We start from the raw sequence: 25430 nt of genomic DNA, 5'->3' as shown, positions 1-25430 counted from the left end.
CCTCGCATGTCGAACAAAGATGAGACGCCCAGCGATCTGATTCGCGCGCGGGACGTGGGCGGGTTCGACATCTGGTCGTTGCCCAGCTTCGATCCGCATGTGCCGGAGCCCGAACCCGAGCCTGTGGAAGAACTGCCGGCGGAAATGGAAGAAGTGCCGCTGGAGGAAGTCCAGCCGCTGACCCTGGAAGAGTTGGAAAGCATCCGCCAGGAGGCCTACAACGAAGGCTTCGCCGCTGGCGAAAAAGATGGTTTTCGCAGCGCCACGCTCAAGGTCCGCCAGGAAGCCGAGGTCGCCTTGAGCGTCAAGCTGGCCAGCCTCGAACGCCTGATGGGCAGCCTGTTCGAGCCCATCGCCGAGCAGGATTCGCAGATCGAAAAAGCCATGGTCGGGCTGGTCGAGCACATCGCCCGTCAGGTGATCCAGCGCGAGCTGGTGCTGGACTCCAGCCAGATCGAAAGCGTCATGCGCGAAGCCCTCAAGCTGCTGCCCCTGGGCGTCGGCAATGTGCGGCTGCACATCAACCCGCAGGATTTCGAACAGGTCAAAGCCCTGCGCGAGCGCCATGAAGAAACCTGGCGCATCGTCGAAGACGCCGATCTGCAGCCCGGTGGTTGCCGCGTCGAGACCGAATACAGCCGCATCGACGCCACTGTGGAAACGCGCATCAGCCAGATCATGGCCCAACTGCTGGATCAGGTCCACGAGCAGCTCCTGAACCCGGCCGAACCGGACATGAGCGTGGACCTGGACGCCGCCGATGCGCCTTGATCGCACCAGCTTCGCCAAACGCCTGGGTGGTTATATCGAGGCCACTGGGTTGCCCGGCCAGCCGATTCTCGAAGGGCGCCTGCTGCGCATGGTCGGCCTGACCCTCGAAGCCGAAGGCCTGCGTGCCGCCATGGGCAGCCGCTGCTTGGTGATCAACGACGACAGCTACCACCCGGTACAGGTCGAAGCCGAAGTCATGGGCTTTTCCGGCAGCAAGATTTTCCTCATGCCCGTCGGCAGCCTGGCGGGCATCGCCCCCGGTGCCCGCGTGGTGCCGCTGGCCGATACCGGCCGCCTGCCGATGGGCATGAGCATGCTCGGCCGCGTGCTGGACGGCGCCGGTCGCGCGCTGGACGGCAAGGGCGGCATGAAGGCCGAAGACTGGGTGCCGATGGACGGCCCCACCATCAACCCGCTCAAGCGCAACCCGATCAGCCAGCCGCTGGACGTGGGCATTCGCAGCATCAACGGTTTATTGACGGTCGGTCGCGGCCAGCGCCTGGGCCTGTTCGCCGGTACCGGCGTGGGTAAGTCGGTGTTGCTCGGCATGATGACCCGCTTTACCGAGGCCGACATCATCGTGGTGGGGCTGATCGGCGAACGGGGCCGGGAAGTGAAGGAGTTCATCGAGCACAGCCTCGGTGAAGAAGGCCTCAAGCGTTCGGTGGTGGTTGCCTCCCCGGCCGACGATGCGCCGCTGATGCGTTTGCGCGCGGCCATGTACTGCACGCGCATCGCCGAATATTTTCGCGACAAGGGCAAGAACGTCCTGTTGCTGATGGATTCCCTCACGCGTTTCGCCCAGGCCCAGCGGGAAATCGCCCTGGCCATCGGCGAGCCGCCGGCCACCAAGGGGTATCCGCCGTCGGTGTTCGCCAAGCTGCCCAAGCTGGTCGAGCGCGCCGGTAATGCCGAGGCGGGCGGGGGCTCGATCACCGCGTTCTACACCGTGTTGTCTGAAGGCGATGACCAGCAGGACCCGATCGCCGACTCGGCGCGCGGCGTGCTCGACGGTCACATCGTGCTGTCGCGGCGCCTGGCGGAAGAGGGGCACTACCCGGCGATCGACATCGAAGCCTCCATCAGCCGGGTGATGCCGTCGGTGGTCACGCCCGAGCACATGGCCCGCGCCCAGCAGTTCAAGCAGCTGTGGTCGCGCTATCAGCAGAGTCGCGACCTGATCAGCGTCGGCGCCTATGTGGCCGGTGGCGATCGTGAGACCGACCTGGCGATTGCCCTGCAACCGCAATTGGTCACCTACCTGCGCCAGGGTCTCAACGACAACATCAGCATGGGCGAAAGCGAAGCGCACTTGCAGTCCATCTTCGCCCCCGCGCCAGGCGGCTAAGCCATGGCCAGCAGCCGCTCCTCACGCCTGGCCCCGGTGGTGGACATGGCCGAAAAGGCCGAAAAAACCGCGGTCCAGCGCCTGGGTTACTTCCAGGGCCAGGTGCGCCTGGCAGAAAGCAAGCTCGGCGACCTGGAGCGCTTTCGCGGCGAGTACCAGCAGCAGTGGATCGAGCGCGGCACCAAAGGCGTGTCCGGCCAGTGGCTGATGGGCTACCAGGGCTTTCTCAACCAACTTGAGACCGCCGTCGGCCAGCAGCGCCAGAGCCTGGCCTGGCACCAGAACAACCTCGACAAGGCCCGCGAGAGCTGGCAGCAGGCGTATGCCCGGGTCGAAGGCTTGCGCAAGCTGGTGCAGCGCTATATCGACGAAGCGCGGGCGATCGAGGATAAGCGCGAGCAGAAGCTGCTCGACGAGCTGTCCCAGCGCCTGCCGCGGCAGAATCCCTACTAGCGCCAGGCCCGCTGTTCAATGTGGGAAGGGGCTTGTCTCCCATATTTGATTCGCCGTGTTGCCCATAGCCCATTCGCCTGCTACACCTTCTATCTAGACCCATGACAAGGAAGCAGTCACATGTCAGTCGTGTCAGAAGTATCCCTGGATGGGACAAAGTTGACGATTGCAATCAAAGGCCGGTTCGATTTCGGCAGCCACCAGATCTTTCGTGAGGCCTACGAGCGTTTCTACAAGGTGCCGGACGTGTACGTGGTCGACCTGAAGGAAACCACCTACATGGACAGTTCCGCCCTGGGCATGCTCCTGCTGCTGCGCGATCATGCCGGGGGCGATGATGCGGAAGTCCAGGTGATCAACATCAGCTCCGACGTGCGCAAGATCCTCGCGATATCCAACTTCGATAAACTGTTCGATATCAATTGAGCGCTCTGGCTCCGGTCCTCGAACCGCTGACCGTCCTGATCGCTGAAGACAGCGCCACCGACTTGCTGTTGCTGTCGACCATTATCCGGCGCCAGGGCCACCACGTGCTCACCGCCAGCAACGGTGTGGAAGCGGTCGACCTGTTCGCCCGCGAACGCCCGCAACTGGTGCTGATGGACGCCCTGATGCCGGTGATGGATGGCTTTGAGGCTGCGCGCCGGATCAAGCAACTGGCGGGCGAAGCCCTGGTGCCGATCATCTTCCTCACCTCCCTGCGCCAAAGCGAAGCCCTGGCCGAATGCCTGGATGCCGGTGGCGATGACTTCTTGCCCAAGCCCTACAACCCGCTGATCCTCGCGGCCAAGATCAATGCGATGGACCGCCTGCGCCGCCTGCAGGCCACGGTATTGCAGCAGCGCGACCTGATCGCCAAGCACCACGACTACCTGCTGCATGAGCAACGCGTGGCCAAGGCGGTGTTCGACAAGGTTGCCCATTCCGGCTGTATCAACGCGGCGCCGAACATTCGCTACCTGCAATCGCCGTATGCGCTGTTCAACGGTGACTTGTTGTTGGCGGCCTACACGCCGGCGGGTGATATGCATGTGCTGCTCGGCGATTTCACCGGGCATGGCCTGCCAGCGGCGGTCGGCGCGATGCCGTTGGCGGAAGTGTTCTACGGCATGACGGCCAAGGGCTACGGGCTGACGCAGATCCTGCGGGAGATGAACGCCAAGCTCAAACGCATCCTGCCGGTGGACATGTTCTGCTGCGCCGCGCTGTTGTGCCTGAGCACGCAGCGGCGCGTGGTGGAGGTCTGGAATGGCGGCATGCCTGATGGCTATGTACACGAAGTCGCCACCGGCAAGCGGACACCGTTGGTGTCACGGCATTTGCCGTTGGGCGTGCTGTCGGCGCAGGCGTTCGAGGATCGTACCGAAGTCTGGCCGATGGCCCTGGGCGACCGCGTGTTTCTGCTCTCCGACGGCGTGCTGGACACCGCCGACGCCAACGAACAGTTGTTCGGCGCCGAGCGCTTGCAGCAGGTGTTTGCCGCCAATCGCGAGCCCGACCGCCTGTTCGAGGATATCGAGCAGGCTCTGGCGGCGTTTTGCGGTGAGGTGCGGGATGATGTGAGCATGGTCGAAATCACCCTGCAGGCCGGCCAGTCGATGCGTGCGACGGGGCCGTTGTACGCCGACAGCGGCCAGTCGTGCCCGTTGGATTGGTCGGTGGGTTTTGAATTCCGCGCCGAGACCCTCAAGCGTTACAACCCGTTGCCCTATCTGTTGCAACTGCTGCTCGAGATCCACGGCCTGCGCGAGCAGAGCGGGGCGCTCTACAGCGTGATGGCCGAACTGTATTCCAACGCTCTGGAGCATGGCGTGCTGGGCCTGGACTCGCGGCTCAAGCGCGATGCCAAAGGGTTCGCGCAGTATTACCGCGAGCGCAACGAACGGCTGATGCGGCTCAACAGCGGTTATGTGCGCGTGCAGGTGCAGGTGGCGCCCACCGTTACCGGCGGCAGGATGAGCTTGCGCATCGAAGACAGCGGCCCCGGGTTCGATGTGGAACAGGTACTGGCGCGCCCGCTGGATGTCGACCGCCTGTCCGGTCGCGGCTTGAGCCTGGTACGGCAACTGAGCAGCGATGTACGCTGGTCCGACGGCGGGCGTAGCGTCTGCGTGGAGTTTTGCTGGGAGGCTCTGGCATAATCCGCCGATTCTTGATCAAGGAGCGAACAAGTGGTTGAGGTTCATCTGGACCCGGACGTGTTATCGGGTTTGCAGGAAGTCATGGAAGGCGAGTACCCCAAGTTGCTCGATACCTTTCTTGATGATTCGCAAAAGCGCGTCGAAGCGCTGCGCAAGGCGCGCGACGATGCCAAGGCATTGGCGCTTATCGCCCATAGTTTCAAGGGCAGCAGTGGCAACCTCGGGGCGGTGCGGTTGGCGCACTTGTGCCAGCGCCTGGAGGTTGAGTCCGTCGAGGCGGCGGCGGACCTGGGGGCCTTGGTCGATCAGATCGATCATGAGTTTGCGCTGGTCAAGCCGCTGTATGAGTCGGAGCGCCAGCGCTTCCAGCTTTAATTTCAGGCGCGGGACGGCTTTTCGATAGGAGCTGGCCCGACTCTTGCTCTATCTCCTGATACTGCATCCCCGATCCCATGCAGTGGAGACCTTACCTATGCCAGTCGCCCCTAATTCGCTCCTTCAGGCTGCCTCCGCGGCCAAGCCTCAAGCGCCTGCCGCCAATCCACCGGCGGCGGCTGCGGAGCCACGGGATAAGGGCCCTGGCTTTGCTCAGGTGTTCGCCAGCCAAGGTTCGAAGCCCTCGGCCAAGGCCGACGACAACTCGGCCAAACCCACGCGCGACAAGCCGGCCGACGCGAGTGCCAAACCGGTTGCCGGCAACGATAAGCCTGTCGCGAACAACGATAAACCTGCCGCCGGTACGCCAGCGGTTGCCGATAGCGGCAAACCCTTGCCTGCCGACCCGCCGGCCAAGCCGGCCGACAGCGCCAGCAGTGATCAAACTCCGCCTGCCGACCCCGCCCTGGCGCAGCAGCCTGCGGCAGACCCGACGGTTGCGCCGGTGGTTGACCCCGCGTTGATTGTCACGGTCACGCCAGTTGCGGTGCCGGTGCCGGTGCCAGTGCCGGTGGAAACGCCAGCCCCGGCCGCCGCCAAGGATGACAAGGCCCAGCCGCTGGTCACGACGCCGTTGGCAGCGACCGATGCGGCCAAGCCAGCCTTCGATCCCACGGCAGACCCTCTGGACGCCCTGCCGGCGGTACGCCTGGCGATGGAGCAGGGCGGCCATGTGTCGGCCAGCAGCCAGACGCCGCAGAAAGCCGCGCCGACGTCCCAGGACCAGCCGACTGTCGCGCAGAACTTCGCCACGGGCCTGGCTAACATGGTGGATCAGCAAGCCAGCAAGGACAGCACCGACCAGGGCGGCGACAAAGCCTTTGGCGGGTTGATCGAGGAAGGCCTCAAGGATTTGAAGGGCGCCAGCAGCGACACCCGTGTCGATGACTTCGCCAACCGCCTGGCCGCGCTGACCCAGGCCGCCACGCCGAAAACCGCCAACGCGTTGCCGCCGGTGACCAACGCACCGCTGGCCATGCACCAGAGCGGCTGGACCGAGGAAATCGTCAACCGCGTGATGTACCTGTCCAGCGCCAACCTCAAGTCGGCGGAGATCCAGCTGCAACCGGCCGAACTCGGGCGCCTGGATATCAAGGTCAACATGACAGCGGACCAGCAGGCCCAGGTCACGTTCATGAGCGGTCACGCCGTGGTGCGTGACGCGCTGGAAAGCCAGTCCGGCCGGTTGCGCGAGATGTTCGCCCAGCAGGGCATGGGGCAGGTCGACGTCAACGTGTCCGACCAATCCCGCGGCTGGCAGGGCCAGGGTCAGAGCCAACAGCAACAGAACCAGGCGAACGGTGTCAGTGGCCGTGGCGGTCGGGGTGACAACGGCGACGTTGCCGATCACGCCGAAGTGGCAGCGGCCGTCGCGCCGGTGACGTCCACCGTGATCGGCTCCAGCGCCGTCGACTACTACGCCTGATTCAGGGCCAACACCGGCCTGAGTGTGGGAGGGGGCTTGCCCCTGATGATCACGACCATTAAGCCTGACCTGAGTCGATCGCAATCCAAAGGTGGGAGGGGGCTTGCCCCCGATGGCGGTGTGCCCGTCAACGGATCGGTCGACTGGAACTCCGCCATCGGGGGCAAGCCCCCTCCCACAATGGATCTGTGGCGTGGCCGCTGTCCTGCTCTGCCTGACAACTCTGGCATAACACTTGCTCTTGCCTTTCCGTAGATCTATGAATCCCCGAATAGTGACGGATTATTGGCATGGCGAAGAGCGACGACGCAGCAAAAGCACCTGCAGGCAAGGGTAAGCTCAAGCTTATCCTGTTGATTGTCCTGGCCCTGGTCCTGGCCATCGGCGCCTCCGTGGGCGGCACTTGGTACATCATGCACAGCAGTGCGAGCAAACCGGCGCCCGCCGCCGAAACTGCCAGTAACGTCAAGCAACCGGCAATCTTCGAACCGATGCTTCCGGCCTTTGTCGCCAACTTCAACCAGAACGGTCGTCAACGCTACCTGCAGGTGAGCATCACCTTGCTGGCGCGCAACCAGGCGGACCTTGATGCGCTCAAGGTGCATATGCCGGTGATCCGCAACAACCTGGTGATGTTGTTTTCCGCGCAAAGCTTCGACAACCTGGCCACCCCGGTGGGCCAGGAAATGCTGCGCCAGAAGGTCACTGCCAGCGTGCAGGAAGTGGCCCAGAAAGAGCTCGGCAAAGTGGTGGTCGAGCAGGCGCTCTTCACTAATTTCGTATTGCAGTAGGATCACCACATGGCCGTGCAAGACCTGCTGTCCCAGGATGAAATCGATGCGCTGCTGCATGGCGTGGACGATGGTCTGGTACAGACCGAAACGGCTGCCGAACCCGGCAGCGTCAAAAGTTATGACCTGACCAGCCAGGATCGCATCGTCCGTGGACGCATGCCGACCCTGGAAATGATCAACGAGCGTTTCGCCCGTTACACCCGCATCAGCATGTTCAACATGCTGCGCCGCTCGGCGGACGTGGCGGTGGGCGGCGTGCAGGTGATGAAGTTCGGTGAATACGTACACTCGCTGTACGTGCCTACCAGCCTCAACCTGGTCAAGATCAAGCCATTGCGCGGCACGGCGTTGTTCATCCTCGACGCCAAACTGGTGTTCAAGCTGGTGGACAACTTCTTCGGCGGCGACGGCCGTCACGCCAAGATCGAAGGCCGGGAATTCACCCCCACGGAACTGCGGGTGGTGCGGATGGTGCTGGAGCAGGCCTTCATCGACTTGAAGGAAGCCTGGCAGGCGATCATGGAAGTCAACTTCGAGTACATCAACTCGGAAGTGAACCCGGCCATGGCCAACATCGTCGGCCCCAGCGAAGCGATTGTGGTGTCGACGTTCCACATCGAACTCGATGGCGGTGGCGGTGACCTGCACGTGACCATGCCGTACTCGATGATCGAGCCGGTGCGCGAAATGCTCGATGCCGGCTTCCAGTCCGACCTCGACGATCAGGATGAACGCTGGGTCAAGGCCCTGCGCGAAGACCTGCTGGACGTCGACGTGCCGCTGAGCGCCACCGTGGCGCGTCGTCAGTTGCGCCTGCGGGATATCTTGCACATGCAACCGGGCGACGTGATTCCCGTCGAGTTGCCGGAAGAACTGATCATGCGCGCCAACGGCGTGCCGTCGTTCAAGGTCAAGCTCGGTTCCCACAAGGGCAACCTGGCGCTGCAAGTGGTGGAGCCGATCAACCGGCGTTGAGTCACCCGTATTGATGCACCCCTATTTATGAATGTTTGCTCCGCCGAGGACATGTAATGGCTACCGAACACGAAAACACTTCCGCCGAAGACCAGGCCCTGGCCGACGAATGGGCTGCGGCCCTGGAAGAAACCGGCGATGTCGGCCAGGACGATATCGACGCGCTGCTGGCGGCCGATGCCTCTACTGCGCCGGCCAGTAACCGCCTGCCCATGGAAGAATTCGGCAGCGTGCCGAAGAACAACGACCCGGTGAGCCTCGACGGCCCGAACCTGGACGTGATTCTCGACATCCCGGTGTCGATCTCCATGGAAGTCGGCAGCACCGACATCAACATCCGCAACCTGCTGCAGCTCAACCAGGGTTCGGTGATCGAGCTTGACCGCTTGGCCGGCGAGCCGCTGGACGTGCTGGTCAACGGCACGCTGATCGCCCATGGCGAAGTGGTGGTGGTCAACGAAAAGTTCGGCATTCGCCTGACCGACGTGATCAGCCCGAGCGAACGCATCAAGAAGCTGCGCTGACATGAAGTATTCGATGGCGGGACTGTTGCTGGCGCTGCCATTGAGCGCCCTCGCGGCCGAGCCGGTCGCGCAAGCGGCCGCGGCGGCGGCACCGGTGGTGAGCAGCGGTATCGGCGGTCAGTTGACCCAACTGGTACTGGGCCTGCTGCTGGTGGTCGGGCTGATTTTCGTGCTGGCCTGGCTGATGCGTCGGGTGCAGAACATTGGCCCGGGCAACGCCCAGGTCATCGAGATGATCGGCTCGCGCGCCCTCGGCCCGCGTGATCGGCTGGTGCTGGTGCAGGTGGGCGAGGAACAGATCCTGCTGGGCCTCACCCCCGGCCGCATCACCCCGCTGCATGTGCTCAAGACCCCGGTCAACGTCGCCCCGACCCAAGCCGCCACGCCAGAATTCGCCCAACGCCTGATGGAGTTGCTGGGCAAGGATCAGAAGGATAAGAAGTAATGCGCGTTTTATTGACGCTCATGCTGTGGCTGGCCGCGCCATTGGCGTTCGCCGCCGACCCGTTGTCGATCCCGGCGATTACGCTTGGCACCAACGCGGCCGGGGCCCAGGAGTATTCGGTCAGCCTGCAGATCCTGCTGATCATGACGGCGCTGAGTTTTATCCCGGCGTTTGTCATGCTGATGACCAGCTTCACCCGCATCATTATCGTGTTCTCGATCCTGCGTCAGGCCCTGGGCCTGCAACAGACGCCATCGAACCAGATCCTCACGGGCATGGCGCTGTTCTTGACGATGTTCATCATGGCGCCGGTCTTCGACAAGGTGAACCAGCAAGCCCTGCAGCCTTACCTCGCGGAAAAGCTCACGGCGCAAGACGCCATCGACAAGGCCCAAGGCCCGATCAAAGACTTCATGCTGTCGCAGACCCGCTCCAGCGACCTTGAGCTGTTCATGCGCCTGTCCAAGCGCACCGACATCGCCACGCCGGACCAGGCGCCGCTGACGATCCTGGTGCCGGCGTTCGTCACCTCGGAACTGAAGACGGCGTTCCAGATCGGTTTCATGATCTTTATCCCGTTCCTGATCATCGACCTGGTGGTGGCGAGCGTGCTGATGGCCATGGGGATGATGATGCTGTCGCCGCTGATCATCTCGTTGCCGTTCAAGATCATGCTGTTTGTGCTGGTGGATGGCTGGGCACTGATCATCGGCACGTTGGCCAGCAGTTTCGGCGGAGTGTAGGGCTATGACCCCAGAAGTTGCCGTCGACCTGTTCCGTGAAGCGTTGTGGCTGACCACGATGATGGTTGCCGTGCTGGTGGTGCCGAGCCTGTTGGTCGGCCTGCTGGTGGCGATGTTCCAGGCCGCGACTCAGATCAACGAACAAACCCTGAGCTTCCTGCCGCGCCTGCTGGTGATGCTGGTCACGTTGATTGTCGCTGGCCCGTGGCTGGTGCAAACCTTCATGGAATATATCCTGCAGCTGTACGGCAGTATTCCGCAGTTGATCGGCTGACCGCATGCAATCGCTGCTGGCGTTGACCGACACCCAGATCAGCACCTGGGTCGCGTCGTTTATCTTGCCGCTGTTCCGGGTCACGGCGGTGCTGATGAGCATGCCGGTGTTCGGCACCACCCTGGTACCGCGCCGTATCCGCCTGTACTTCGCGGTGGCGACCACCGTGGTGCTGGTGCCGGGCTTGCCGCCGATGCCTGCGGTCAATGCGCTGGACCTCAGTGCGCTGATGCTGATTGCCGAGCAGATCCTGATCGGCTCGCTGCTGGGTTTCTCTCTGCAACTGTTCTTCCAGGCATTCGTGATCGCCGGGCAAATCATCTCGATCCAGATGGGTATGGGTTTTGCGTCGATGGTCGACCCCACCAACGGCGTGTCGGCGGCGGTGATCGGGCAGTTCCTGACCATGTTGGTGACCTTGATGTTCCTGGCCATGAACGGCCACCTGGTGGTGTTCGAGGTGCTGACCGAAAGTTTCACCACCTTGCCGGTCGGCTCGGGGTTGGTGGTCAATCACTTCTGGGAACTGGTGGGGCGCCTCAGTTGGGTGTTGGGCGCTTCGCTGTTGCTGGTGCTACCGGCGATCACCGCGCTGCTGGTGGTCAACATCGCGTTTGGGGTGATGACCCGCGCGGCGCCGCAGCTGAATATCTTCTCTATCGGTTTCCCGTTGACCCTGGTGTTGGGCATGGGGATTTTCTGGATCGGCATGGCCGACATTCTCAATCAGTATCAACCGCTGGCGAGCGACGCCTTGCAGTTCTTACGTGATCTGGCACGGGCGCGCTGAGCCATGGCCGAGAGCGAGAGTGGTCAGGACAAAACAGAAGACCCCACGGAGAAACGAAAAAAGGACTCCCGGGAAAAGGGCGAGATTGCCCGCTCCAAAGAGCTCAACACCGTCGCGACGATGATGGCCGGTGCCGGCGCCTTGCTGATCTACGGCGGCGGCCTGGCGCTCGACCTGATGGAGTTGATGAAACTCAACTTCAGCTTGCCCCGTGAAGTGCTGCTCAGCCCCGGCGCCATGGGGCAGTACCTGCTGCATTCGGGGAAAATCGCGATCCTGGCGGTGCAGCCGATTTTGATCACCTTGCTCCTGGCCGCGCTGATCGGCCCCGTCGCCCTTGGCGGCTGGCTGTTCGCCGCGAGCAGCATGGCACCAAAATTCAGCCGCATGAACCCGGCGGCGGGGCTCAAGCGCATGTTTTCCACCAAGGCGTTGGTGGAACTGCTCAAGGCCCTGGCCAAGTTCATCCTGATTCTGTTCGTGGCCTTGGTGGTATTGTCCTCCGACATCGATGACCTGCTGCGCATCGCCCATGAGCCGCTGGAGTCGGCGATCATCCACAGCGTGCAAGTGGTGGGCTGGAGTGCGTTGTGGATGGCCGCCGGGCTGATCCTGATCGCCGCCGTGGATGCGCCGATCCAGCTGTGGGAAAGCCACAAGAAACTGCTGATGACCAAGCAGGAAGTGCGCGACGAACACAAGGACCAGGAGGGTCGCCCCGAGGTCAAGCAGCGCATTCGCCAACTGCAGCGCGAAATGTCCCAGCGCAAGATGATGGCTTCGGTGCCCGACGCCGACGTGGTGATCACTAACCCGACCCACTACGCCGTGGCCCTCAAGTACGACCCGGAGAAGGGCGGCGCGCCGATGCTGCTGGCCAAGGGCAGCGACTTCACGGCGCTGAAAATCCGCGAAATCGCCGTGGCCAACGACATCCTGTTGCTGGAGTCGCCGGAACTGGCGCGGTCGATCTTCTACTCCACCGACCTCGACCAGGAAATCCCCGCCGGGCTGTACCTGGCCGTGGCCCAGGTATTGGCCTACGTCTACCAGATCCGCCAGTATCGTGCGGGCAAAGGCAAGCGCCCCGATCCGCTCAAGGACCTGCCGATTCCGCCGGATTTGCGGCGCGATTCCTGACGTGCAGCCAAGGTGTCCTCTGGGGCAAGCGGGCTCGCCACATCACTTCTACCGCTTGTCGTTAATTGCCGTCTACCTGTCAACTTTGACAGTAGTCAGCATCGCCTTTTCACGGTTCCATTGCCTCAGGTACTGCGCAGCAAGAGGTCGGAAGTGGGGCAATGCAGCTATTCACAGGTACGGTTAAGTCTTATGACCCGCAGAACGGAAAAGGTTTGATTGCGCTGGACAGCGGGGGAGACGACGTGTCGGTAGATCTGCGCAGTTCGGATGGATGCAAGCTTTCGGAGGGCCAGAACGTGGCGTTTCAGATGATCCATCGACCGGATGGTGTCTATGCATGCGACATCACGCTGATCTGATGTCAGCTGTACAAGTCCTTAATTGAAGTGTGCGGAGAACGACAATGGCAACGGGCACTGTGAAATGGTTTAACGCGGAGAAGGGGTTTGGTTTTATTTCTCCCGACGACGGCAGCACGGACGTGTTTGTCCACTATTCAGCAATCACCGGCACCGGTTTCAAAAGTTTGGAAGAAAATCAAAAAGTGGAATACGACGTGACGCAGGGCCAAAAAGGCCCGCAGGCCGAGAATGTGCGTCCTGTATAAAGATCGCTACTGATAGCATCCCTTCGCCGCGCCCATCAGCGCTCTGTCCCCTTGAAGCAAAAGTTGATCGTTCCCATCGGCGGGAACGATCACTGGGTTGGACGCTTGTCTAGGGTTTACCCAGTTCTGTCTCGGCTGATGGCTCGATGTCATCCAGTACTCGCTCGGCCAATAACCGCGCTACCTCAACCAATTGCGCAATTCCCAGCGCCCCTTCTCACCGTGATCCTTCCAGATCAAAGGCGAAGTCGCAGGTCAGGGCGTGTGCGCAAGCCAGGGTTTCGGTGAGGTTGACCAGCAGGTCTTCGGTGCTGATGCCGTCGATGAGGGTGAACAGCACGGTGGGTGGGGTATTGGTGCCGCGCGGGGGATTTGGGGTTGGTTTAACCATTGTGACGCTCCTGATTTAAGTGGAGCTGCCACTGATCGCCGCGATGCGATGGGGTGGCAGCTGTACGCAGGTTCGCGGACCGGAATCAGGAAACCGGCATACCCGAAGGTATCCCGCGCACAGCCACCATAGCGCCGCACAGTAGACGATAAAAAGGCGTCAACTGAAAGCGGACAATGGCACTTTGCGCCTGAATTTACATGGGCCGCGACGCCCGCCCGCTGCGTTTGCAACGGTGTACGGAGACTAGAGAGCGAGTTTCCTAGGGGCAGCCTCAAACACTTATCGGAAGTTTCGCAACCTCTGCAGGCGAACACTTGTGGCGAGGGCGCTTGCTCCCTAGTCACTGATCCAACTCGGAGAACAGAAGTTGGAAGGCTTCTTGCAATAGCGCCTCCAGGACGCCTCCCGGCGTCAAAAGTTTGCTTCAAGGATGCGAGGAGTACCGGTGGTAGATCGCTCTCAAATGCTCAGCACGGCCCGCAGCACCCTGACTGACCTCTCGCGGGGCAATCTGGGTGTGCCGTTGTTGTTGCTGGTGATGCTGGCAATGATGATGTTGCCGATGCCGCCGTTCCTGCTCGACGTGTTCTTCACCTTCAACATCGCCTTGTCCGTCGTGGTCCTGCTGGTCTGCGTCTACGCGTTGCGGCCGCTGGATTTCGCGGTGTTTCCCACCATTCTGCTGATCGCCACGCTGTTGCGGCTGGCGTTGAACGTGGCGTCGACCCGCGTGGTCATGCTCCACGGCCAGGACGGGCATGCCGCCGCCGGTAAGGTGATCCAGGCCTTCGGCGAGGTGGTGATCGGCGGTAACTACGTGGTCGGTATCGTGGTGTTCGCGATCCTGATGATCATCAACTTCGTGGTGGTGACCAAGGGCGCCGGGCGGATTTCCGAGGTGAGCGCGCGTTTTACCCTCGACGCCATGCCCGGCAAACAGATGGCCATCGACGCCGACCTCAACGCCGGCCTGATCGACCAGAACCAGGCTAAATCGCGTCGCCTGGAAGTGGCCCAAGAAGCCGAGTTCTACGGTTCCATGGACGGTGCCAGCAAATTCGTGCGCGGTGACGCCATCGCCGGCCTGTTGATTCTGTTCATCAACCTGATCGGCGGCATGGCGGTCGGGATCTTCCAGCACGGCATGACCTTCGGCGATGCAGGCAAGGTCTACGCCCTGCTGACCATCGGTGACGGTTTAGTGGCGCAATTGCCATCACTGTTGTTATCTACAGCTGCGGCGATCATGGTGACCCGTGCGTCGGGCTCCGAAGACATGGGCAAGCAGATCAGCCGGCAGATGTTCGCCTCGCCCAAGGCGCTGGCCGTGGCGGCGGGCATCATGGCGATCATGGGCATTGTGCCCGGCATGCCTCATATCTCGTTCTTGAGCATGGCGGCCATGGCCGCCGGTGGCGCCTACCTGTTCTGGAGAAAGCAGAACTTGGTCAAGGTGAAGGCCCAGCAAGAAATCGCGCGCCAGCAGGAACTGCTGCCGTCGCCGGCCCGCGCCCAGGAAACCAAGGAGTTGGGCTGGGACGATGTGACCCCGATCGACATGATCGGCCTGGAAGTCGGCTACCGCCTGATCCCGTTGGTCGACCGCAACCAGGGCGGCCAATTGCTCGCGCGGATCAAGGGCGTGCGCAAGAAGCTGTCCCAGGACCTGGGCTTCCTGATGCCCACTGTGCATATCCGTGACAACCTCGACCTGGCCCCCAGCGCCTACCGCCTGACCCTGATGGGCGTGATCCTCGCCGAAGCGGAGATCTACCCCGACCGCGAGCTGGCGATCAACCCGGGCCAGGTGTTCGGCACGCTGAACGGTATAACCGCCAAAGATCCGGCTTTTGGTCTGGAAGCGGTCTGGATCGAAGTCAGCCAGCGCAGCCAGGCGCAGTCCCTCGGCTACACCGTGGTGGACGCCAGCACCGTGGTCGCCACGCACCTCAACCAGATTCTGTACAAGCACTCCCACGAGCTGATCGGCCACGAAGAAGTCCAGCAACTAATGGGTTTGCTGGCCAAAGCCTCGCCCAAGCTCGCCGAAGAGCTGGTGCCGGGCGTGCTGTCGCTGTCGCAATTGCTCAAGGTGCTGCAGGCGCTGCTGGCCGAACAGGTGCCGGTGCGCGACATTCGCAGCATCGCCGAGGCCATCGCCAACAATGCCGCCAAGAGTCAAGATACTGCCGCGTTGGTGGCCGCCGTGCGCGTTGGATTATCCCGCGCTATCGTACAAAGCATTGTAGGGATTGAGTCTGAGCTGCCTGTGATCACCTTGGAGCCAAGGTTGGAACAAATATTGCTCAATAGTATTCAGAAGGCAGGACAGGGCCAGGAAGAGGGCGTTCTGCTGGAGCCAAGCATGGCTGAAAAACTGCAGCGTTCGTTGATCGAAGCAGCGCAGCGTCAGGAAATGCAGGGCCAGCCGGTGATTCTGCTGGTGGCAGGCCCGGTCCGAGCGATGTTGTCGCGGTTTGGACGCCTGGCAGTGCCGAATTTGCACGTTTTGGCTTATCAGGAAATCCCTGACAACAAGCAAGTGACTATCGTCGCGACAGTAGGGCCCAACGGCTGAGGTAGTGGGTTATGCAAGTAAAGCGTTTTTTCGCCGCCGATATGCGTCAGGCCATGAAACTGGTACGTGACGAGCTGGGCGCCGACGCTGCGATTATCGGTAACCGTCGTATTGCCGGCGGTGTCGAGCTGACGGCTGCCCTGGATTACACCCCTTCGGCGCTGGCCCCGCGTGTCCCGAACATGGAGCTTGAAGACGAGCTGCGCAAGACGGCCTCGCGCATTGTCTCGGCCCAGGCCGAACTGAGCATGCGCGGCGACAGCGATGCGACCACCAATCGCCAGTTGTTCGCCGGCCTGCCGCTGACCGCCGCCGAGCCGCTGGTCGAGCCGACGTTCATCGAACCGCCGCGTCCTGCCGCGCCTGCCCCGGCCGCCGCAGTCGACCAGCGTGTGTTCGACTCGATGCGCTTTGAGCTCAACGGCCTGCGCGAGCTGCTGGAAGTGCAGCTCGGTTCGCTGGCCTGGACCCAACTGCAAGGCAGCAAGCCGCAACAGGCCAACCTGTGGCGTCGCCTGCAACGCATCGGCCTGTCCGGCCCGTTGTCCCGCGACCTGCTGGCGCTGACCAGCGAAATCGAAGAACCTCGCCAGGCCTGGCGCATGTTGCTGGCCCACCTGGCGCGGATGATCGTCACCCCGGAACTCGAACCCCTGGAAGAGGGCGGCGTGATCGCCATGGTCGGCCCTGCCGGCATGGGCAAGACCACCACGCTGGCCAAGCTGGCGGCGCGCTACGTGCTCAAGTACGGCGCCCAGAACATCGCGCTGGTAAGCATGGACAGCTACCGCATCGGTGCCCAGGAGCAACTCAAGACCCTGGGCCGCATCCTCAATGTGTCGGTGACCCACGTCGACCCGGGCCAGTCCCTGGCCAACGCCCTCGATCCGTTGCTGCGCAAACGTGTGGTGCTGATCGATACCGCCGGCCTGCAAGCCAGCGATCCGGCGTTGCGCATGCAGCTGGAGAGCCTGGCCGGGCGTGGCATCAAGGCAAAAAATTACCTGGTGCTTGCAACCACCAGCCAAAAACAAGTTCTTACCGCTGCGTACCATAGCTACAAGCGCTGCGGCCTGGCCGGATGCATCCTCACCAAGCTCGACGAAACCGCGAGCCTGGGCGAGGTGCTGAGCCTGGCTATCAGTCATGAACTTCCGGTCGCCTACCTGACCGACGGGCCGCGGATTCCGGATGATTTGCATCTGCCGCGCCGTCATCAGCTGGTCAGCCGTGCCGTCAGCGTGCAAATGCAAGAAGAGCCTAGCGAGGAAGCGATGGCCGATATGTTCGCTGACCTTTACCACAACCCGGCAAAGCGGGTGGGTTGAGGCAGCATGAACACCATGAAATGTATCTACATCGATGGTCTGCAAGCGATTCACGCGGCCAAGCCATGTAGCCTGCGTCTAAGCAAGACAAGGTAAAGAATTAAAATGGGCAGCATGCATCCCGTACAGGTGATCGCGGTGACCGGCGGCAAAGGTGGCGTCGGGAAAACTAACGTGTCAGTGAATTTGTCCCTGGCCCTGGCAGAGCTTGGCCGTCGTGTCATGCTGCTGGATGCTGACCTTGGGTTGGCGAACGTTGACGTTTTGCTGGGGCTCACGCCCAAACACACCCTCGCCGATGTGATCGAGGGTCGCTGCGAGCTGCGCGACGTGCTGCTGCAGGGCCCTGGAGGCATCCGCATCGTGCCGGCCGCCTCGGGCACCCAGAGCATGGTCCACTTGAGCCCTGCGCAGCATGCCGGCCTGATCCAGGCGTTCAGCGATATCGGCGACAACCTCGACGTGCTGGTGATCGACACCGCCGCCGGGATTGGCGAGTCCGTGGTCAGCTTCGTGCGCGCCGCGCAAGAAGTCCTGCTGGTGGTCTGCGATGAACCCACCTCGATCACCGACGCCTACGCCCTGATCAAACTGCTCAACCGCGACTACGGCATGAACCGCTTCCGCGTGCTGGCCAACATGGCCCAGAGCCCGCAGGAAGGACGCAACCTGTTCGCCAAGTTGACCAAGGTCACTGATCGCTTTCTCGATGTCGCCTTACAATACGTCGGCGCAGTTCCCTATGACGAGTGTGTACGCAAGGCCGTGCAAAAGCAGCGTGCGGTCTACGAAGCGTTCCCTCGTTCGAAATGCGCGTTGGCGTTCAAGGCTATTGCTCAGAAGGTCGATACCTGGCCGTTGCCCGCCAACCCTCGGGGGCATCTGGAGTTTTTCGTCGAGCGATTGGTGCATCAGACGAGCGCAGGACCGGTGCTATGACAGCCAGCGGCTATAACCTTTACAAAAATTCGGCACGTGACCGTCAGGGCGAATTGATCGAGCGCTATGCGCCGCTGGTCAAGCGCATTGCCTATCACTTGCTGGCACGCCTGCCCGCCAGTGTCCAGGTCGAAGACTTGATCCAGGCCGGCATGATCGGCCTGCTCGAAGTGTCGACCAAATACGACGCGAGCAAGGGTGCGAGTTTCGAGACGTATGCGGGTATCCGTATCCGTGGCGCGATGCTCGATGAAGTGCGTAAAGGGGATTGGGCGCCGCGTTCGGTACACCGCAATACGCGCATGGTCAGTGACGCAATTCGTGCAATTGAAGCAAAAACCGGTCGCGACGCTAAAGATCACGAAGTTGCGGCCGAACTCCAATTGAGTCTCGACGATTATTACGGGATTTTGAACGATACCTTGGGCAGCCGCCTGTTCAGTTTCGACGACCTGTTGCAGGACGGCGAACACGAAGGGCTGCACGAGGACGGCGCGAGTGCTCATCTCGAACCGTCGCGCGACCTGGAAGATGAACGCTTTCAGGGGGCGCTGGCGGACGCGATTGCCAATCTGCCGGAGCGTGAGCGACTGGTGTTGGCGCTGTACTACGACGAAGAGCTGAACCTCAAGGAAATCGGTGAGGTCCTGGGGGTCAGCGAATCGCGTGTCAGCCAGCTGCACAGCCAGTGCGCAGCCCGCTTGCGGGGACGCCTGGGAGAGTGGCGCGCGCGCTGACAGGCAGTGTGGGGACACTGCAGACACTACCGCGAGGCCCTTGGTTTTCGCGGGTGAGTTTCGTGGTGCCCTGGGCAGTCCTTTTTGTGTAACGCCTGTTGATTGAAATGGCGCGTCCAGGTGCTGGACGCGTTTTAAGACTGCTTGGAGGTCGAATTGGACAAGAACATGAAAATCCTCATCGTTGATGACTTCTCAACGATGCGGCGGATCATAAAAAACCTGTTGCGTGACCTGGGGTTCACCAACACGGTCGAGGCGGATGACGGCCTTACGGCGATTCCGATCCTCAACAGCGGGAGCATCGACTTTCTGGTAACCGACTGGAACATGCCCGGCATGACCGGTATCGACTTGCTGCGCCATGTGCGCGCCGATGAAAAACTGCGCAGCCTTCCCGTGTTGATGGTGACCGCCGAAGCCAAGCGTGAGCAGATCATCGAAGCCGCCCAGGCCGGGGTCAACGGCTACGTGGTCAAGCCATTCACTGCATTGGCCTTGAAAGAGAAGATCGAAAAAATCTTCGAACGCATCCACGGCTAATGCCATCGCGGGGGAGCTATGGAGCATAAAGAAACGTCACAGGGGGACTTTGAGTCGACCCTGAAAAAGCATGCTCACCAACTGGTCGAGAGCCTTGAAAAAGGCCAGTTCGGCGACGCGGTGCAGTTAATCCATGAGCTTAACCAGACCCGTGACCGCGGCCTGTATCAGGAAGTGGGCAAGCTCACGCGCGAGCTGCACAGTGCGATCGTCAATTTTCAGATTGACCCGCACATGCCCCAGGCTGAAGAAATTTCGCAAATCACCGATGCCACTGAACGCCTGTCCTATGTGGTCAGGCTGACTGAAGCGGCGGCCAACCGCACCATGGACCTGGTGGAAAACGCCACGCCCCTGGTCAACGGCATGGCCAACGAAGCCCAGGCCCTCAGCGTTGACTGGGGCCGCTTCATGCGTCGGGAAGTGGGGGCTGAGGAGTTTCGTGAGTTGGCCCGTCGGGTCGAGGGTTTCCTGTCGCGCAGCGAACAGGACAACCACACGGTGTCCAGCAACCTCAATGACATTCTGCTCGCCCAGGATTACCAGGACCTCACCGGTCAGGTGATCAAGCGTGTGACCCAATTGGTCACTGAAGTGGAAAGCAACTTGCTCAAATTGGTGCTTATGGCAGGCCAAGTCGATCGTTTTGCCGGCATCGAACATGACCGCGAAGCGATCCTCTCGGAAAAAGATCCACAAAAACATCTCGCCAAGGGTGAAGGTCCGCAGATTCATGCCGATAAACGTGAAGACGTTATGTCAGGTCAGGATGACGTAGATGACCTGTTATCCAGTTTAGGCTTCTAAGGAGCACACCCATGAGCTTCGGCGCCGATGAAGAAATCCTTCAGGATTTCCTTGTAGAGGCCGGCGAAATTTTAGAGCAACTGTCCGAACAACTGGTCGAGCTGGAAAGCCGACCGGATGATGCGAACCTGCTCAATGCAATTTTTCGCGGTTTTCACACTGTAAAAGGGGGCGCCGGCTTCCTCCAGCTCCATGAGCTGGTGGAGTGCTGCCACATCGCCGAGAACGTGTTCGACATCCTGCGCAAGGGTGAGCGTCACGTTGATTCGGAGCTGATGGACGTGATTCTCGAAGCGCTGGATGCGGTCAACGGCATGTTCAGCGAAGTTCGCGAACGTGCCCCGATCACCGCAGCCACCCCGGAACTGCTGGCCGCCCTGGCGCGTCTGGCGGAACCTGCCGACACCGCGGCCGCGCCGGTGGTGGAAGCGGCTCCGGAGCCTGTGGTCGAAGCCGAAGCGGATGTCACCGACAGCGAGTTCGAGCAACTGCTCGACTCCCTCAATGCGGTCAAGGCCGAAGCCGAAGCGCCGCAAGCGGTCGCTGCAGTGGCCGCGCCCGCCGCGCCGACCGGCGAAGACATTACCGACGCAGAATTCGAATCCCTGCTCGATCAGTTGCACGGCAAGGGCCAGTTCGCTGCCGACGCCGTTGCACCTGCGGCTGAGGCGCAAGCACCTGCGAGTACCTCGCAAGTTCCGGCAGCCACCGCCGCCGCCGGCACCGACATTACCGACGACGAATTCGAAGCGTTGCTCGACCAGTTGCATGGCAAGGGCTCCTTTGCTGCCGATGCCTTGCCGGAAGTCGCCGCAACGGCTGCCGCAACGGCTGCCGCACCAGCTGCTGCCGCTGCCGCTGCCGCACCTGCCGGCGACGGGCTGATTTCCGATCACGAATTCGAAGCCCTGCTCGACGAACTGCACGGCAAGGGCAAGTTCGCCGAAGTGGCCGCTGGCGCTGCGGCGACGGCAGCCCCGGTGGCGGCCAAACCGGCACCGGCCAAAGCCGCGGCCCCTGCTGCCGCCAAGCCGGCCCCGGCCCCGGCTGCCGCAGCTCCTGCCGCTGCCGCGCGTGCCCCGGCCGCCGCCGCGGCCGACAAGCCTGCCAGCGAAGCCGAAACCACGGTGCGTGTGGATACCGCGCGCCTGGACGACATCATGAACATGGTCGGCGAACTGGTGCTGGTGCGTAACCGCCTGGTGCGCCTGGGCCTGAACAGTGGCGACGAAGCCATGCAGAAGGCCGTGTCGAACCTCGACGTGGTCACTGCCGACCTGCAGACCGCGGTGATGAAGACGCGGATGCAGCCGATCAAGAAAGTCTTCGGTCGCTTCCCGCGCCTGGTTCGTGACCTGGCTCGCCAGCTCAAGAAAGAAATCAACCTGGAACTGGTGGGTGAAGAAACCGACCTCGACAAAAACCTTGTCGAGGCCCTGGCCGACCCGCTGGTCCACTTGGTGCGCAACGCCGTCGACCACGGCGTGGAAACCCCGGAAGAACGCGAAGCCGCGGGCAAGTCCCGTAACGGCAAGGTGATTCTGGCGGCGGAACAAGAGGGTGACCATATCCTGCTGTCGATCACCGATGACGGCAAAGGCATGGACCCGGCGATCCTGCGCGGTATCGCCGTCAAGCGTGGCGTGATGGACAAGGATGCCGCCGATCGCTTGACCGACACCGAGTGCTACAACCTGATTTTCGCGCCGGGCTTCTCGACCAAGACCGAGATTTCCGACGTGTCGGGCCGTGGCGTGGGCATGGACGTGGTGAAAACCAAGATCAGCCAGCTCAACGGTTCGATCAATATCTACTCGACCAAGGGCCTGGGCTCGAAGATCGTCATCAAGGTGCCGTTGACCCTGGCGATCATGCCGACCCTGATGGTGATGCTGGGCAACCAGGCCTTCGCTTTCCCGCTGGTCAACGTCAACGAGATCTTCCACCTCGACCTGTCGCGCACCAACGTGGTGGACGGCCAGGAAGTGGTGATCGTGCGCGACAAAGCGTTGCCACTGTTCTACCTCAAGCGCTGGCTGGTCGCCTCGGCCGCCCATGAAGAGCAGCGCGAAGGCCATGTGGTGATTCTCTCCGTGGGCACCCAGCGCATCGGCTTTGTCGTCGATCAACTGGTCGGCCAGGAAGAAGTGGTCATCAAGCCTTTGGGCAAAATGCTGCAGGGAACCCCGGGCATGTCGGGTGCGACCATCACCGGTGACGGTCGTATCGCGTTGATTCTCGATGTTCCGAGCATGCTCAAGCGTTACGCCGCACGGCGTATTTGATTCTGGTGGGGCAGGGCGGTATTGCCTGCCCCGCCTAACGGAGTGTTTATGGTAGTCAAGGTCCTGGTGGTGGACGATTCGGGTTTCTTCCGCCGCCGCGTCTCGGAAATTCTTTCCGCCGATCCAACGATCCAGGTGGTCGGCACGGCCACCAACGGTAAAGAGGCGATTGATCAAGCCATTGCGTTGAAGCCGGACGTGATCACCATGGACTACGAGATGCCGATGATGGATGGCATCACCGCAGTCCGACACATCATGCAGCGCTGTCCGACCCCGGTATTGATGTTCTCCTCGCTGACCCACGAAGGCGCCCGGGTCACCCTGGATGCGCTGGACGCCGGTGCGGTGGACTTCCTGCCGAAGAATTTCGAAGACATCTCGCGCAACCCCGAGAAGGTCAAACAGATGCTGTGCGAGAAGGTCCACAGCATTTCGCGCAGCAACCGTCGCAGCCTGTTCAGCGCCCCGGCGCCTGCGCCGGTCGCGGCTCCGGCGGCGCCCACCAGCACGGCGTTCGGTCGCCCGGCGCCGGCAGCGGTTGCCCGGCCTGCCGCGGCCCCCGCGCGGGCACCTGCGCCAAGCGCCCATTCGCCGGCGCCGAAACGCAAGGCCTACAAGCTGGTTGCCATTGGTACTTCGACCGGCGGCCCGGTTGCCCTGCAACGGGTCTTGACCCAACTGCCGGCCAACTTCCCGGCGCCGATCGTGCTGATCCAGCACATGCCCGCCGCGTTCACCAAGGCCTTCGCCGAGCGCCTGGACAAGCTGTGCCGCATCAGCGTCAAGGAAGCCGAGGATGGCGACATCCTGCGTCCTGGCCTGGCGCTGCTGGCGCCTGGGGGCAAGCAGATGATGGTCGATGGCCGTGGCGCGATCAAAATCCTGCCGGGCGATGAGCGCCTCAACTACAAACCCTGCGTGGATATCACCTTCGGTTCGGCAGCCAAGTCCTACGGCGACAAAGTTCTGGCGGTGGTGCTCACCGGCATGGGCGCCGACGGTCGCGAAGGCGCGCGCCTGCTCAAGCAGGGCGGCAGTGCGATCTGGGCCCAGGACGAAGCCAGTTGCGTGATTTATGGCATGCCGATGGCCATCGTCAAGGCTGAGCTGGCCGACGCGATCTACAGCCTGGACGATATCGGCAGGCATTTGGTGGAGGCCTGCCTCTGATGGATGTACTGAGTCTGATCGGTATCACCATGGCGTTTGTCGCGATCATCGGCGGCAACTACCTCGAAGGCGGGCACCTCGGCGCCCTGGCCAACGGCCCGGCGGCGCTGATCGTGATCGGTGGCACCGTGGGCGCGGCATTGCTGCAGTCGCCCTTGAGTTCGTTCAAGCGTGCCATGCAGATCCTGATCTGGATTATTTTCCCGCCGCGCGTCGATCTGGCCGGCGGCATCGACCGCGTGGTCAACTGGAGCCTCACCGCACGCAAGGAAGGCCTGCTGGGCCTGGAAGGCGTGGCCGATGCCGAGCCCGACAGCTACGCGCGCAAAGGCCTGCAATTGCTGGTGGACGGCGCCGAGCCGGAGGCGATCCGCAGCATCCTGGAAGTGGATTTCTACACCCAGGAAAGCCGCGATATCAACGCCGCCAAAGTCTTTGAAAGCATGGGCGGCTACGCGCCGACCATCGGCATCATCGGCGCGGTGATGGGCCTGATCCACGTGATGGGCAACCTCGCCGATCCGTCGCAACTGGGCAGCGGCATTGCCGTGGCGTTTGTCGCCACCATCTACGGTGTGGCGAGTGCCAACCTGGTGCTGTTGCCGGTGGCCAGCAAGCTCAAGTCGATTGCCCTGCGCCAGTCGCGTTACCGCGAAATGTTGCTCGAAGGCATCCTGTCGATTGCCGAGGGCGAGAACCCGCGCTCCATCGAATTGAAGCTCCAGGGCTTCATGGATTGATGTACATGAAACGTGTAGGAGCGACTTTGTTCGCGAAAATCGTCAACGATGACGCGGGCATTTTGGACGAACGCGTTGCTCTCGGATTTTTCGCGAGCAAGCTCGCTCCTGCAGGTGATTCGTTTTGCGGAGGTAATCGTCTGTGAGCCGTCGCCGTCGCGAGCCTGAAGAACACGTCAACCATGAACGCTGGCTGGTGTCCTACGCGGACTTCATCACCTTGCTGTTTGCGTTTTTCGTGGTGATGTACTCCATCTCGTCGATCAACGAAGGCAAGTACAAAGTCATTTCCCAAGCGCTGATCGGCGTGTTCAACGACGCCGATCGTTCGCTCAAGCCGATCCCGATCGGCGAAGAGCGGCCCAAGACCGTGACCCCGGCCAAGCCGCTGGTCAACGACAGCGATGAGACCTCCGCCGGCATGGGCGGCACCGGCGACCCGCTGAAAAGCATCGCCGACGATATCAGCGCCGCGTTCGGCGACTTGATCAGCTCCAACCAGATGACCGTGCGCGGCAATGAGTTGTGGGTGGAGATCGAGCTCAATTCGAGCCTGCTGTTCGCCAGCGCCGATGCCATGCCCAGCGACCAGGCGTTCACCATCATCGACAAGGTGGCGGCGATCCTCAAGCCGTTTGAAAACCCGATCCACGTCGAAGGCTTCACCGACAATATCCCCATCAGTACCGCGCAGTACCCGACCAACTGGGAGCTGTCGTCGGCCCGGGCGGCCAGCATCGTGCGGATGCTCGCGATGCAGGGCGTGAACCCCGGTCGCCTGGCGTCGGTCGGCTACGGCGAGTTCCAGCCGGTGGCCAATAACGCCACGGCGGAAGGCCGCGCCCGCAACCGCCGGGTGGTGCTGGTGGTCTCGCGCAACCTGGATGTGCGCCGCAGCCTGACCGGCACCGGCACGGCAAATGCAACCCCGGACGCGGCATTGAAGCGGGCTGGCACACAAACTGCACCGGCCCTTGCAAAGCCGCCGGTACGGCAAAGCTCCGTCAATTCTCCGTCACCGGCTCAATAACCTATGC

At 62.0% G+C, this 25430-nt stretch carries 27 protein-coding genes and 1 pseudogene; 27 read left to right on the top strand and 1 reads right to left on the bottom strand.

All coding sequences use genetic code 11. From position 1 onward, the window contains the following. Positions 1 to 6 precede the first annotated feature (6 nt). The 17 genes from fliH to cspE all read left to right on the top strand — a co-directional run bounded on the left by fliH (position 7) and on the right by cspE (position 12869). A complete protein-coding gene (gene fliH, locus LQ249_RS22530) occupies positions 7 to 771 on the top strand; it encodes a flagellar assembly protein FliH (protein WP_017845379.1) in 765 nt (254 codons plus the stop codon). Beyond that, complete coding sequence (fliI, locus tag LQ249_RS22525; RefSeq protein WP_017845380.1) at positions 761 to 2119, top strand: flagellar protein export ATPase FliI; 1359 nt, start codon at positions 761 to 763, stop codon at positions 2117 to 2119. Before fliH ends, fliI begins: the two co-directional genes overlap by 11 nt. 3 nt (positions 2120 to 2122) lie before the next feature. After that, complete coding sequence (fliJ, locus tag LQ249_RS22520) at positions 2123 to 2572, top strand: flagellar export protein FliJ (protein ID WP_017845381.1); 450 nt, start codon at positions 2123 to 2125, stop codon at positions 2570 to 2572. A gap of 120 nt (positions 2573 to 2692) precedes the next feature. Then, entirely contained in the window at positions 2693 to 2998 is a 306-nt protein-coding gene (locus tag LQ249_RS22515; protein ID WP_017845382.1) for an STAS domain-containing protein, read from the top strand. Beyond that, on the top strand, positions 2995 to 4713 hold the full coding sequence (locus LQ249_RS22510; protein WP_108524691.1) for an ATP-binding SpoIIE family protein phosphatase: 1719 nt from the start codon (positions 2995 to 2997) through the stop codon (positions 4711 to 4713). The genes LQ249_RS22515 and LQ249_RS22510 overlap by 4 nt, the downstream gene beginning before the upstream one ends. Positions 4714 to 4743: 30 nt before the next feature. Further along, on the top strand, positions 4744 to 5088 hold the full coding sequence (locus tag LQ249_RS22505) for an Hpt domain-containing protein (protein WP_017845384.1): 345 nt from the start codon (positions 4744 to 4746) through the stop codon (positions 5086 to 5088). 97 nt (positions 5089 to 5185) lie between these two features. Continuing rightward, positions 5186 to 6574 carry a flagellar hook-length control protein FliK gene (locus LQ249_RS22500; protein ID WP_201021420.1) on the top strand — a complete coding sequence of 463 codons (1389 nt, stop codon included), beginning with the start codon at positions 5186 to 5188 and terminating at the stop codon, positions 6572 to 6574. A gap of 290 nt (positions 6575 to 6864) precedes the next feature. Continuing rightward, positions 6865 to 7365, top strand: coding sequence for a flagellar basal body-associated protein FliL (gene fliL, locus LQ249_RS22495; RefSeq protein WP_017845386.1), 501 nt, complete (start codon positions 6865 to 6867; stop codon positions 7363 to 7365). Positions 7366 to 7374: 9 nt separating this feature from the next. Further along, on the top strand, positions 7375 to 8343 hold the full coding sequence (gene fliM / locus LQ249_RS22490) for a flagellar motor switch protein FliM (protein ID WP_017845387.1): 969 nt from the start codon (positions 7375 to 7377) through the stop codon (positions 8341 to 8343). Positions 8344 to 8399: 56 nt separating this feature from the next. Then, positions 8400 to 8867: a flagellar motor switch protein FliN gene (fliN, locus tag LQ249_RS22485; RefSeq protein ID WP_017845388.1), complete on the top strand. Its 468-nt coding sequence runs from the start codon at positions 8400 to 8402 to the stop codon at positions 8865 to 8867. A 1-nt stretch (position 8868) separates the two neighbouring features. Then, a complete protein-coding gene (fliO, locus tag LQ249_RS22480; RefSeq protein ID WP_026139822.1) occupies positions 8869 to 9312 on the top strand; it encodes a flagellar biosynthetic protein FliO in 444 nt (147 codons plus the stop codon). Continuing rightward, positions 9312 to 10055 carry a flagellar type III secretion system pore protein FliP gene (fliP, locus tag LQ249_RS22475; RefSeq protein WP_046382522.1) on the top strand — a complete coding sequence of 248 codons (744 nt, stop codon included), beginning with the start codon at positions 9312 to 9314 and terminating at the stop codon, positions 10053 to 10055. Before fliO ends, fliP begins: the two co-directional genes overlap by 1 nt. A gap of 4 nt (positions 10056 to 10059) precedes the next feature. Continuing rightward, complete coding sequence (gene fliQ, locus LQ249_RS22470) at positions 10060 to 10329, top strand: flagellar biosynthesis protein FliQ (RefSeq protein ID WP_003175300.1); 270 nt, start codon at positions 10060 to 10062, stop codon at positions 10327 to 10329. A gap of 4 nt (positions 10330 to 10333) precedes the next feature. Then, complete coding sequence (fliR, locus tag LQ249_RS22465) at positions 10334 to 11119, top strand: flagellar biosynthetic protein FliR (RefSeq protein ID WP_232565919.1); 786 nt, start codon at positions 10334 to 10336, stop codon at positions 11117 to 11119. A gap of 3 nt (positions 11120 to 11122) precedes the next feature. Further along, positions 11123 to 12259, top strand: coding sequence for a flagellar biosynthesis protein FlhB (gene flhB, locus LQ249_RS22460; RefSeq protein ID WP_017845392.1), 1137 nt, complete (start codon positions 11123 to 11125; stop codon positions 12257 to 12259). Positions 12260 to 12420: 161 nt separating this feature from the next. Continuing rightward, on the top strand, positions 12421 to 12621 hold the full coding sequence (locus tag LQ249_RS22455; protein WP_057003871.1) for a cold shock domain-containing protein: 201 nt from the start codon (positions 12421 to 12423) through the stop codon (positions 12619 to 12621). A gap of 44 nt (positions 12622 to 12665) precedes the next feature. Beyond that, positions 12666 to 12869: a transcription antiterminator/RNA stability regulator CspE gene (cspE, locus tag LQ249_RS22450; RefSeq protein WP_017845394.1), complete on the top strand. Its 204-nt coding sequence runs from the start codon at positions 12666 to 12668 to the stop codon at positions 12867 to 12869. A gap of 109 nt (positions 12870 to 12978) precedes the next feature. On the opposite strand, the pseudogene LQ249_RS22445 reads toward cspE, so the two are convergent. Next, positions 12979 to 13260, bottom strand: a pseudogene (locus tag LQ249_RS22445) (DUF6124 family protein). Positions 13261 to 13726: 466 nt separating this feature from the next. Here LQ249_RS22445 and flhA point away from each other — a divergent pair. The 10 genes from flhA to motD all read left to right on the top strand — a co-directional run bounded on the left by flhA (position 13727) and on the right by motD (position 25423). Beyond that, the gene (gene flhA / locus LQ249_RS22440) at positions 13727 to 15841 is read left to right on the top strand and encodes a flagellar biosynthesis protein FlhA (protein ID WP_057003874.1); all 2115 of its coding nucleotides are present in this window, start codon (positions 13727 to 13729) and stop codon (positions 15839 to 15841) included. An 11-nt stretch (positions 15842 to 15852) separates the two neighbouring features. Next, positions 15853 to 17169 (top strand): flagellar biosynthesis protein FlhF, encoded by a 1317-nt coding sequence (flhF, locus tag LQ249_RS22435; protein ID WP_046382525.1) that lies wholly within the window; start codon positions 15853 to 15855, stop codon positions 17167 to 17169. A gap of 105 nt (positions 17170 to 17274) precedes the next feature. Next, complete coding sequence (gene fleN / locus LQ249_RS22430) at positions 17275 to 18108, top strand: flagellar synthesis regulator FleN (RefSeq protein ID WP_003192912.1); 834 nt, start codon at positions 17275 to 17277, stop codon at positions 18106 to 18108. Beyond that, positions 18105 to 18845, top strand: a complete 741-nt coding sequence (gene fliA / locus LQ249_RS22425; RefSeq protein WP_017845400.1) for an RNA polymerase sigma factor FliA — start codon at positions 18105 to 18107, stop codon at positions 18843 to 18845. Before fleN ends, fliA begins: the two co-directional genes overlap by 4 nt. A gap of 168 nt (positions 18846 to 19013) precedes the next feature. Then, a complete protein-coding gene (locus LQ249_RS22420) occupies positions 19014 to 19388 on the top strand; it encodes a chemotaxis response regulator CheY (protein ID WP_003192908.1) in 375 nt (124 codons plus the stop codon). Positions 19389 to 19406: 18 nt separating this feature from the next. Then, complete coding sequence (locus tag LQ249_RS22415) at positions 19407 to 20195, top strand: protein phosphatase CheZ (RefSeq protein ID WP_017845401.1); 789 nt, start codon at positions 19407 to 19409, stop codon at positions 20193 to 20195. 11 nt (positions 20196 to 20206) lie between these two features. Next, positions 20207 to 22480: a chemotaxis protein CheA gene (locus LQ249_RS22410; protein WP_232565918.1), complete on the top strand. Its 2274-nt coding sequence runs from the start codon at positions 20207 to 20209 to the stop codon at positions 22478 to 22480. A gap of 48 nt (positions 22481 to 22528) precedes the next feature. Next, complete coding sequence (locus LQ249_RS22405) at positions 22529 to 23653, top strand: protein-glutamate methylesterase/protein-glutamine glutaminase (RefSeq protein WP_017849386.1); 1125 nt, start codon at positions 22529 to 22531, stop codon at positions 23651 to 23653. After that, positions 23653 to 24393, top strand: a complete 741-nt coding sequence (locus LQ249_RS22400; protein ID WP_017849387.1) for a flagellar motor protein — start codon at positions 23653 to 23655, stop codon at positions 24391 to 24393. The genes LQ249_RS22405 and LQ249_RS22400 overlap by 1 nt, the downstream gene beginning before the upstream one ends. Before the next feature lie 142 nt (positions 24394 to 24535). After that, complete coding sequence (gene motD, locus LQ249_RS22395; protein WP_017849389.1) at positions 24536 to 25423, top strand: flagellar motor protein MotD; 888 nt, start codon at positions 24536 to 24538, stop codon at positions 25421 to 25423. The last annotated feature ends 7 nt before the right edge of the window (positions 25424 to 25430 follow it).

It is taken from the genome of Pseudomonas sp. 7-41 (assembly GCF_021233075.1).
In the GTDB taxonomy this organism is placed as follows: Bacteria; Pseudomonadota; Gammaproteobacteria; order Pseudomonadales; family Pseudomonadaceae; genus Aquipseudomonas; species Aquipseudomonas veronii.
Note: the sequence above shows the minus strand (reverse complement) of the source record. Positions and strands in the feature narration are given on the sequence as shown.

Excerpts from the sequence above, each read along its gene's own strand:
- fliJ (WP_017845381.1), top strand. The coding sequence starts at position 2,123 with ATGGCCAGCAGCCGCTCCTCACGCCTGGCCCCGGTGGTGGACATGGCC.
- cspE (WP_017845394.1), top strand. The coding sequence starts at position 12,666 with ATGGCAACGGGCACTGTGAAATGGTTTAACGCGGAGAAGGGGTTTGGT.
- flhA (WP_057003874.1), top strand. The coding sequence starts at position 13,727 with ATGCTCAGCACGGCCCGCAGCACCCTGACTGACCTCTCGCGGGGCAAT.
- fliN (WP_017845388.1), top strand. The coding sequence starts at position 8,400 with ATGGCTACCGAACACGAAAACACTTCCGCCGAAGACCAGGCCCTGGCC.
- LQ249_RS22405 (WP_017849386.1), top strand. The coding sequence starts at position 22,529 with ATGGTAGTCAAGGTCCTGGTGGTGGACGATTCGGGTTTCTTCCGCCGC.
- LQ249_RS22500 (WP_201021420.1), top strand. The coding sequence starts at position 5,186 with ATGCCAGTCGCCCCTAATTCGCTCCTTCAGGCTGCCTCCGCGGCCAAG.
- flhB (WP_017845392.1), top strand. The coding sequence starts at position 11,123 with ATGGCCGAGAGCGAGAGTGGTCAGGACAAAACAGAAGACCCCACGGAG.
- LQ249_RS22410 (WP_232565918.1), top strand. The coding sequence starts at position 20,207 with ATGAGCTTCGGCGCCGATGAAGAAATCCTTCAGGATTTCCTTGTAGAG.
- fleN (WP_003192912.1), top strand. The coding sequence starts at position 17,275 with ATGGGCAGCATGCATCCCGTACAGGTGATCGCGGTGACCGGCGGCAAA.
- fliL (WP_017845386.1), top strand. The coding sequence starts at position 6,865 with ATGGCGAAGAGCGACGACGCAGCAAAAGCACCTGCAGGCAAGGGTAAG.
- fliP (WP_046382522.1), top strand. The coding sequence starts at position 9,312 with ATGCGCGTTTTATTGACGCTCATGCTGTGGCTGGCCGCGCCATTGGCG.
- LQ249_RS22420 (WP_003192908.1), top strand. The coding sequence starts at position 19,014 with ATGAAAATCCTCATCGTTGATGACTTCTCAACGATGCGGCGGATCATA.
- fliH (WP_017845379.1), top strand. The coding sequence starts at position 7 with ATGTCGAACAAAGATGAGACGCCCAGCGATCTGATTCGCGCGCGGGAC.
- fliA (WP_017845400.1), top strand. The coding sequence starts at position 18,105 with ATGACAGCCAGCGGCTATAACCTTTACAAAAATTCGGCACGTGACCGT.
- LQ249_RS22400 (WP_017849387.1), top strand. The coding sequence starts at position 23,653 with ATGGATGTACTGAGTCTGATCGGTATCACCATGGCGTTTGTCGCGATC.
- LQ249_RS22415 (WP_017845401.1), top strand. The coding sequence starts at position 19,407 with ATGGAGCATAAAGAAACGTCACAGGGGGACTTTGAGTCGACCCTGAAA.
- LQ249_RS22455 (WP_057003871.1), top strand. The coding sequence starts at position 12,421 with ATGCAGCTATTCACAGGTACGGTTAAGTCTTATGACCCGCAGAACGGA.
- flhF (WP_046382525.1), top strand. The coding sequence starts at position 15,853 with ATGCAAGTAAAGCGTTTTTTCGCCGCCGATATGCGTCAGGCCATGAAA.
- LQ249_RS22515 (WP_017845382.1), top strand. The coding sequence starts at position 2,693 with ATGTCAGTCGTGTCAGAAGTATCCCTGGATGGGACAAAGTTGACGATT.
- fliI (WP_017845380.1), top strand. The coding sequence starts at position 761 with ATGCGCCTTGATCGCACCAGCTTCGCCAAACGCCTGGGTGGTTATATC.
- fliR (WP_232565919.1), top strand. The coding sequence starts at position 10,334 with ATGCAATCGCTGCTGGCGTTGACCGACACCCAGATCAGCACCTGGGTC.
- fliQ (WP_003175300.1), top strand. The coding sequence starts at position 10,060 with ATGACCCCAGAAGTTGCCGTCGACCTGTTCCGTGAAGCGTTGTGGCTG.
- fliO (WP_026139822.1), top strand. The coding sequence starts at position 8,869 with ATGAAGTATTCGATGGCGGGACTGTTGCTGGCGCTGCCATTGAGCGCC.
- fliM (WP_017845387.1), top strand. The coding sequence starts at position 7,375 with ATGGCCGTGCAAGACCTGCTGTCCCAGGATGAAATCGATGCGCTGCTG.